This is a genomic window from Streptomyces sp. NPDC002784, from assembly GCF_053592135.1.
Map to the genome: position 1 here is coordinate 1 of NZ_JBSFVD010000202.1, position 1067 is coordinate 1067.

Sequence of the window (1067 nt, forward strand, 5' to 3'; positions counted from 1 at the left end):
GGCTTCCTTCACAGTATGAGAGTTAGAATATTCAAAGATAGCCATATATCCTCTGACAATTGATATGTTGATTAAATGGTCACATGATAAGGGTATAAACGAAAAGTTGTTTGGGATGCCAGACTAGGGACTATACTAGAAAACATCAGTACATTCCTTAGCTCAGGGTCTATAATTATATAATCGCCCCTGTGAAAACCTATTAAAACAGTCCCCGTTATCTACTAGGTAGATAATGGGGGCTGTTTTTTTGTTTAAATGGTATAATGGATCATATATAGCAGGACTATTATTTCAAATCAAGCAAGGATTTAACCCAAAGAAAAAACGAAACCTACCTAACAAACTTTATTTAGCAGATTTAGAAGTTACAGCAAAAGACGTGTATATTAAAAAGGATTTTGCTAATAAAACGGCTGAAACCTTTGATATGAGCGGTACCGACAAAATGGCAGCCCGACAAGGTTTCCGTTATATTCTTTATAAAAGTGTTTAGCAGTTGGGAATCGTTGACAATTTAAAAATTTGTCTGCAGCTTCTTTTCTTTTAGTCTAAAATAGAGGTTAATAACTAACAGGGGAATTACTAAATGATCAAACCCGAAAAGACAATCAATGGAACCAAATGGATTGAAACGATTCAAATCAATGCCGAAGAACGGGCAACCCTCGAAGATCAGTATGGCATCGATGAAGATATTATTGAGTACGTCACTGATAATGATGAAAGTACTAATTATGTTTATGATATCAATGAGGACTACCAATTATTCATCTTTCTGGCGCCGTATGCCCTCGACAAAGATGCGCTGAGATACATTACCCAGCCATTTGGCATGTTGCTCCATAAGGGCGTTTTATTCACGTTTAATCAAAGCGGCATACCTGAAGTCAACACGGCACTTTACTCGGCATTGGATAATCCCGAGGTTAAGAGCGTCGATGCATTTATTCTGCAAACACTGTTTACAGTTGTTGTCAGTTTTATCCCAATTTCTCGCGCCATTACCAAGAAACGCAACTATTTGGATAAAATGTTGAACCGGAAGACGAAGAACAGTGACTTGG

2 protein-coding genes are annotated in these 1067 nt (G+C 37.4%); both read left to right on the top strand.

Features of this window, described 5'->3' with window-relative positions:
- Window positions 1-235: 235 nt before the first annotated feature.
- Window positions 236-496, top strand: a complete 261-nt coding sequence (locus ACWD1Z_RS37805; RefSeq protein WP_351661596.1) for a hypothetical protein — start codon at window positions 236-238, stop codon at window positions 494-496.
- A 93-nt stretch (window positions 497-589) separates the two neighbouring features.
- Window positions 590-1067, top strand: a 478-nt coding sequence (locus ACWD1Z_RS37810) for a CorA family divalent cation transporter (protein WP_451125484.1), incomplete at its 3' end; no start/stop codon positions are given.

Bases quoted from the DNA above. Each gene is read 5' to 3' on its own strand.
- ACWD1Z_RS37805 (WP_351661596.1), top strand. From the start codon at position 236: ATGGGGGCTGTTTTTTTGTTTAAATGGTATAATGGATCATATATAGCA.